A 7,024-nucleotide genomic window follows, 5' to 3' on the forward strand; every position below is an offset into this window, starting at 1 on the left:
CCCACAACACCCGCCTTCTACCAGCGCCCCCCCCCCCCCCCCCCCCCCCCCCCCCCCCCCCCCGGGGGGGGGGGGGGGGGGGCGCGGGGGGGCGGGCCCACCCTCTTCAGGGAGAGAGCTTAGAGTAGATCAGTTGCCTTCATCGTCTTTGGGTGTGAGTCAGTGAGCCTTGCCACCTTTCCTCCTGCTGCTGATTCCCACAGGGATCCCCGCAGCGATTGGCGGTTGCTGCGGCTGCTCTGGCCCTATGCCCGGCGGCACCTGAAGCTGTTGTTGGCCGCCTTGGCCTTTTTGCCGCCCCTGGCCCTAGCCGATGCGGTGCAGCCCTTGATCCTGCAGCGAGCCCTGGACGGCCCCATCGCCCAAGCGCTCGCCCAAGGCAACAGTGGGATCCTCGCCGGCCTCTGGCCCTACGCGGGCCTGTTGATCCTCACCCTGCTGGCCCGCTGGCTTTTTCAAGCCTTGGAAGGGTATACCAGCCAGAAGCTGGGGCAGTTGATGACCCGCGACATCCGCAACGATCTCTTTGCCCACGTGCTGGCCCTGCCGGCCCAATTTTTCGATCGCACCCCGGTGGGCAAGTTGATTACCCGCATCACCAGCGATGTAGAAGCTCTGGGGGATGTGTTTTCCACCGGCGCGGTCGGCATCGTCAGCGACCTCTTTACCCTGGCGGTGATCGCAGTGGTGATGCTCAGCCAGCGCTGGGATCTGGGCCTGCTGCTGATCCTCATTGTCCTGCCGGCCAGCGCTGTAGTTGTCGAGCTGCAGCGCCGCTTTCGCGATGCCAACTTCCGCGTGCGGGAAGAGCTCTCCAAGCTCAACGCCTGGATCCAGGAAAACGTCTTGGGCATTGCCGTGGTGCAACTGTTTCGGCGGGAGCGGCTCAACAGCGAGATTTTTCAAACCATCAACCGGCGCTACATCCAAGAAGTGGATCAGACCATCCTCTACGACGCTGCCCTTTCCGCCGTTTTGGAGTGGGTTGCCTGGCTGGCAGTGGCCGCTCTCCTGTGGGTGGGCGGACAGCAGGTGCTGGCAGCCGGAGGGGGATCCCTGCCTTTACCCCGAGAACCCCTCACCTTCGGCAGCCTCTACGCCTTCATTCTCTTTTCCCAGCGCTTTTTCAACCCCCTGCGCCAGTTGGCGGAAAAGTTCACCGCCCTGCAGGCGGGGTTCACCGCCGTGGAACGCATCGACCACATCCTCAGCCTGCCCGTCGCCATCCAGGATCCCGTCCAGCCGCGCCACCTGCCCCCAACGGCCAAAGGGGAGGTGCAGTTCGAGCAGGTCTGGTTTGCCTACAACCCCGGCGAGTGGGTGCTCAAAGACCTCAGCTTCACCATCCGCCCCGGCGAAAAGGTCGCCCTGGTGGGGCCCACCGGCGCCGGTAAAAGCTCCATCATCCGCCTACTTTGCCGCCTTTACGAGGTAACTCGCGGCTGCATCCGCATCGACGGCGTGGACATTCGCGATCTGCCCCAGGCCGAGCTGCACCGCCACCTGGGCGTGATCCTGCAGGATGGATTCTTGTTCTCTGGAGATATCCAACAAAACATCACCCTGGGAGAGGCAGGGGATCTGGCGGCAGTAGAGCGGGTGGCCCGCCAACTCCACCTGCACGAGCTCATCCGCGAGCTGCCCCAGGGTTACGCCACCCCCGTGCGAGAGCGGGGCAGCAACCTCTCCAGCGGCCAAAAACAGCTCATTAGCTTTGTGCGGGCCCTGTGGCGGGATCCGAAAATCTTGGTCTTGGACGAGGCCACCGCCAGCCTGGATGTGGGCACGGAGGCCCTGATCCAATCCGCCCTGGAAACTCTGCTGCGGGATCGCACCGCCCTCATCATTGCCCATCGCCTTTCCACCATCCGCAATGTGGATCGCATCTTAGTTCTGCAGCGAGGGGAACTGAAAGAACAGGGATCCCACGCCGAGCTCATGGCCCGCAACGGGCTCTACGCCCACCTCTACCGGCTGCAAGATTTAGGCAGCTAGCGACCAGAACCGAAGCGAGACCCAAACGCCCGCAGGGTGGTGAAGCTGGCATCCGCAAGGGCGATGCGGGCTTTGCAGAGGAGCAGATTGCCGTTATCTAGAGCCGTGTCTTTCAGGCTGGCCAAACCGTCGCCGGCCTGCACCAGAAACCGACGGCTCCAGGTGGAGAAATTTTTGCTGAAGGTGTTGATCAGGCGTTCCATGGGGACTGCTCGTTCCGCTCTGAGTCTCCTACTTAGCCTACTCCGCCAGCAAGGGATCTCCGCAAGCCTGAGCAATTTCCGGGAAAACGTTACAGATTATTAAAAACTTGCCGTCAAGGCGGCAGACTAGCTATCATGGGGCGCAAGTCCGGCATATAACGAGAAACGGTTAGCCATGAGTCAGCGGCCAGAGGTTGTGGAAGGCGCAGAGGCCAAGCAAAAGGTGACGTTGTATCTCTCACCTGACCTGCACCGGAATCTGAAGATTCGGGCTGCCGTGGAGCGAGAGCCGATGTCGGCAGTAGCAGAGAAGGCCCTTACCTTCTACCTACTGCACCCGGAGGTCATCGAAGGGGTGCAAGGCAGCGCCTACCGCGTCCACCGCTGTCCTGAGTGCAGCCATCCGTTTGTCATCCGTAATGGAGAGGTGGTTTCGCTTCACCAGCAGTCCGCCTCTGAAGCCATCCTCGAAGAGGTGGAGCCGGAATACTGGGGAGCGGCCTCGGGCTCCGAAGAGCAACGACAAGACGAGCTGGTGCCCTGCTAAGGCTTTTTGCGCTGTTTCTTTGCGCTATTTCAAAGGTATGCCTCTTTGCGAACTTGAGCAGACAGGAGGGGTTTAGAACAAGAGTTAACAAGGAGCAAGCCAGGATATCTCAGATACCTTGAAGACAGGCAAACTCTAGACGCCGTTTCCCCTTCTTTCTGTCGGTTTCGTTCAGATTTTCCTCCGCGCAGTTGGTGTTTCCCATGCAAGAGCTCAGCATTCTCATCCAAGCTCAATACCCACTGCTCTACCTGGTCACCCCAGAGGAAGAACGGGCGGAGGCAGCTTTGGCAGCGATCGCTCGCACTCTCAAGCCGCAGCGGCGCCTGTTTATCTGGACGGTTACCCACGGCATTGTCGAATACGGCAACCCCCGCAGCCTCACCCAGCACAACACCCAATCTCCCCAGCCGGCTATTCAATGGGTGATGGAGCAAAAAGATCCCGCCATCTGCGTCTTCAAAGATCTGCACGACTTTTTGGACAACACCGAAGTCAAACGCTGGCTGCGCGATGCCATCGCCAGCTTGAAGGGATCCCACAAAACCATCTTGCTCATGTCGCCGGTGCAGGTGATTCCCGTCGAGCTGGAAAAAGACATTTGCGTAGTCGACTTCCCCCTGCCAGACATGGCCGCCCTGGAGCGCACCCTCAACCGCCAGCTGGAGCAGCTTCCCCGCGGCGGATCCCTGAGCCCTGAGACGCGGGAAAAGCTGGTCAAAGCGGCCCTGGGCCTAACGCAGGACGAGGCGGAAAAAGTTTACCGCAAGGCGGTGGTGATGCACGGTCGCCTCAGCGAGGCGGAGGTCGATATCGTTCTCTCTGAGAAAAAGCAACTGATCCGGCGCAACGGCATCCTTGAGTTCATCGAAGAAGATGAGACGATCGACGCGGTTGGCGGTCTGGAGGAATTGAAGCGTTGGCTGCTGCAGCGATCTGAGGCCTTCACCGAGCGGGCCCGTGCCTACGGCTTGCCCCAGCCCAAGGGACTCCTGATTCTGGGCGTACCTGGCTGTGGTAAGTCCTTGATCGCCAAGACCACCGCCCGCCTCTGGGGCCTGCCGCTGCTGCGCCTGGATATGGGCCGGGTCTACGATGGCTCTATGGTCGGCAAGTCAGAGGCTAACCTGCGCAGCGCTCTGCGCACCGCCGAATCACTGGCGCCGGCCATCCTCTTTATCGACGAGCTGGACAAAGCCTTCGCCGGCTCGGCAGGCTCCAGTGACTCCGACGGCGGCACCTCCAGCCGCATCTTTGGCTCCTTCCTCACCTGGATGCAGGAGAAGCGCTCGCCGGTGTTTGTCATGGCCACGGCCAACCGCGTGGATCGCCTGCCGGGTGAATTCCTGCGCAAGGGCCGTTTTGACGAGATTTTCTTCGTGGATCTGCCCAACATTAATGAGCGCATGGAGATCTTCCGGATCCACTTGAAGAAGCGGCGGCGGGATATTAGCCGCTTTGATCTGCGTCAGCTAGCAGCAGCCTGCGAGGGCTTCTCCGGCGCGGAGATCGAACAAGTTTTGATTGCTGCCATGTACGAAGCGTTTGCCCAGAACCGTGAATTTACGCAACTGGACATTTTGGCAGCAACGAAAGCAACTCAACCGCTATCTCGCACCATGACGGAGCAAGTGGTAGCGTTGAGGGAATGGGCCCAGCAGCGGGCTCGGCCTGCAGCAGCCTCTGTAGCCGAGTACCAGCGGCTGGAGTTCTAGCAGGAGGCGAAAGGCCAAAAGTGCCTTGGCAGAGGCAGAGATGGCTAAACCTAACCCTTCCCCGCTAGAAGTTGCCCATTGTTTCTGTTGATGTTCCAACCCCTATACAAAGGAGAGAAACACCATGTCTCATTTTAGCACCTTGCGCACCAAGATCACCGATGGCCAGATCCTGGTTAACTCCCTGCGCGACCTCGGCTACACCGTTAAGCTGAACGCCGATGTGCGTGGCTACAACGGTCAGCGTGTTCGTGCCGACATTGTGGCCCAGTTGGAGGGCGACTACGATCTGGGCTGGTCCAAGAACCCCGATGGTTCCTACGACCTGATCGCCGATCTGTGGGGCGTGGCCAAGAAGCACAACCAAACCGAGTTGATCAACTCCATCAACCAGAAGTACGCCGTCAACAAGACCTTGGCCGAGGTGAAGCGTCCTGGCTTGAACAACGCCAACGTTAAAGTGGTGATGCACTAAGCCGGATCCGATCTCGCCATTGCTGCGGCCATCTGCGCCGAGTAGAGCAAAAGAGGGGCTGAACTCAGCCCCTACTTTTTTGCTGCTTTTGGGTTGGATGAGCCAAGCAGGAACCTACACTACGCTTCGCTGAGGGCGGCAATACCAGGCAGCTCTTTGCCCTCCAGCAGCTCCAGGCTGGCGCCGCCGCCTGTGGAGATGTGGGTCATCTTGTCCGCTAGGCCAACTTTTTCCACAGCCGCCACCGAGTCGCCGCCGCCAATGATGGTGATGGCCCCGGCCTGGGTGAGGTCGGCCAGGGTGCGGGCAATGGCTTCTGTACCCACAGCAAAGCGGTCGAACTCAAACACACCCATCGGCCCGTTCCAGACTACGGTTTGGCACCCCTGCAGGGCAGCCTGGAAGGCTTTGACCGATTCGGGGCCGATGTCCAAGCCCATCCAATCATCGGGGATCTGGTGGATGGAAACCGTCTGGGCGTTGGCGTCTTTGTCAAACTTATCGGCCACCACCACATCCACGGGTAGCAGTAGCTCCACGCCCCGCGCTTTGGCCTTCTCCATCAGGGAGCGGGCCAGCTCCAGCTTGTCGGTTTCCACCAAAGACTTGCCGGTTGGGATCCCTTGGGCTTGGTAGAAGGTGAAGATCATGCCGCCGCCCAGCAGGAGCTTGTCCACTTTTTCCAGCAGCCGCTCAATGACGCCAATCTTAGTAGAGACTTTGGAGCCGCCGATGATGGCCGCCAGAGGTCGCTGGGGGTTCTCGATGGCGCCGGAGAGAAACTGCAGCTCCTTTTCCACCAGGTAGCCGGCCACGGCAGGCTGGAGGTAGGCGGTGACGCCGGCGGTGGAGGCGTGGGCGCGGTGGGCGCTGCCAAAGGCATCGTTGACAAACAAGTCGGCCAGCGAGGCCAGCTTGCGGGCAAATTCCGGGTCGTTGGCTTCCTCTTCCGGGTAAAAGCGAACGTTTTCCAAGAGGGCCACCTGTCCGTTTTCCAGGCGGCTGACCACGGCTTCCGCCTCAGGGCCAATGCAGTCGGGGGCAAAGGCCACCGGCTGGCCCAAGAGCTGGGAAAGGCGGACAGCCACAGGGGCGAGGCTATTGCCCTCGCGGGTGATCTGGAGGGCGCCAGTCTCTTTGTCTTTTTTGATGGGGCGGCCCAGGTGGCTGGTGAGGATAACCTTGGCCCCCGCCTGGGCCAGAGCTCGGATGGTGGGCAGCGAGGCGCGGATGCGGGTGTCGTCGGTAATGTTGCCCTGGGCATCCAGAGGGACGTTGAAATCGGCGCGCACCAGCACACGCTTGCCGGTCAGATCAAAGCCCGATGACAGCAGGGATCCCAGTGTTTGTTTGGCCATCGTCGTCCCTCCCCCTGGAACCAAGAGAATCGCTTTTTTCTCCCGTATCCTACCAGGGATCGGATCCCGGCGGGAAACAAGTGCTCTCCGGGTTTTCTCCCCACCGCCAGTGGCTGGAGCGATTGTAACGGTTTGCAAATAGAATAGATAATGTTGCTCATTGTCATCATCATGCGTGTAGCCATTGCTGGAGGAGGGCTGGCGGGGCTGGCCTGTGCCAAGTATCTATGTGATGCCGGGCATCAGCCGCTGCTGTTTGAGCGGCGGGATGTGCTGGGGGGGCTGGTGGCCGCCTGGAAGGATGCCGACGGTGACTGGATTGAGACGGGTTTGCACAACTTTTTCGGCGCCTACCCCAACACCTTGCAACTGTTCCGGGAGCTGGGCATCTCCGATCGCCTGCAGTGGAAGGAACACAGTTTGATCTTCAACCAGCCGGACAAGCCGGGCACCTACTCCCGCTTTGACCTGCCGGACATTCCTGCTCCCTTCAACGCCATTGTCGGCATCCTGCGCAACAACGACATGCTCACCTGGAGCGAAAAGGTGAAATTTGCCCTGGGCCTAGTGCCGGCCATGGTGCGGGGCCAGCGCTACGTGGAGCAGATGGATCGCTACAGCCTCTTAGAATGGCTGCGCCGGCAGGGCATTGACGAGCGGGTCAACACGGATATTTTTATCGCCGTCTCCAAGGCGTTGGCCTTCATCAACCCAGACGAGATCTCGGCCAT

At 60.4% G+C, this 7,024-nt stretch carries 7 protein-coding genes; 5 read left to right on the top strand and 2 right to left on the bottom strand.

Features of this window, described 5'->3' with window-relative positions; all coding sequences use genetic code 11:
• The first annotated feature begins 162 nt into the window (after positions 1 to 162).
• A complete protein-coding gene (locus tag NW863_RS11825; protein WP_414366565.1) occupies positions 163 to 1,995 on the top strand; it encodes an ABC transporter ATP-binding protein in 1,833 nt (610 codons plus the stop codon).
• On the opposite strand, the gene NW863_RS11830 is transcribed toward NW863_RS11825, so the two are convergent.
• Positions 1,992 to 2,198 carry a hypothetical protein gene (locus NW863_RS11830; protein ID WP_414366566.1) on the bottom strand — a complete coding sequence of 69 codons (207 nt, stop codon included), beginning with the start codon at positions 2,196 to 2,198 and terminating at the stop codon, positions 1,992 to 1,994. The genes NW863_RS11825 and NW863_RS11830 overlap by 4 nt on opposite strands.
• A 175-nt stretch (positions 2,199 to 2,373) precedes the next feature.
• Here NW863_RS11830 and NW863_RS11835 point away from each other — a divergent pair, with 175 nt between their 5' ends.
• The 3 genes from NW863_RS11835 to NW863_RS11845 all read left to right on the top strand — a co-directional run bounded on the left by NW863_RS11835 (position 2,374) and on the right by NW863_RS11845 (position 4,935).
• Positions 2,374 to 2,745, top strand: coding sequence for a hypothetical protein (locus NW863_RS11835; protein ID WP_414366567.1), 372 nt, complete (start codon positions 2,374 to 2,376; stop codon positions 2,743 to 2,745).
• A 203-nt stretch (positions 2,746 to 2,948) separates the two neighbouring features.
• On the top strand, positions 2,949 to 4,460 hold the full coding sequence (locus NW863_RS11840; RefSeq protein ID WP_414366568.1) for an AAA family ATPase: 1,512 nt from the start codon (positions 2,949 to 2,951) through the stop codon (positions 4,458 to 4,460).
• Between the two features lie 124 nt (positions 4,461 to 4,584).
• Positions 4,585 to 4,935 carry a DUF1257 domain-containing protein gene (locus NW863_RS11845; RefSeq protein ID WP_011429224.1) on the top strand — a complete coding sequence of 117 codons (351 nt, stop codon included), beginning with the start codon at positions 4,585 to 4,587 and terminating at the stop codon, positions 4,933 to 4,935.
• A gap of 119 nt (positions 4,936 to 5,054) precedes the next feature.
• Here NW863_RS11845 and NW863_RS11850 read toward each other — a convergent pair whose 3' ends face one another.
• Positions 5,055 to 6,293 (bottom strand): phosphoglycerate kinase, encoded by a 1,239-nt coding sequence (locus NW863_RS11850; protein ID WP_414366570.1) that lies wholly within the window; start codon positions 6,291 to 6,293, stop codon positions 5,055 to 5,057.
• A 171-nt stretch (positions 6,294 to 6,464) separates the two neighbouring features.
• Here NW863_RS11850 and NW863_RS11855 point away from each other — a divergent pair.
• Positions 6,465 to 7,024: FAD-dependent oxidoreductase (locus NW863_RS11855; protein ID WP_414366572.1), on the top strand; the 560-nt coding region annotated here is incomplete at its 3' end.

Source organism: Synechococcus sp. B60.1, from assembly GCF_047462555.1.
Taxonomy (GTDB): Bacteria; Cyanobacteriota; Cyanobacteriia; order Thermostichales; family Thermostichaceae; genus Thermostichus.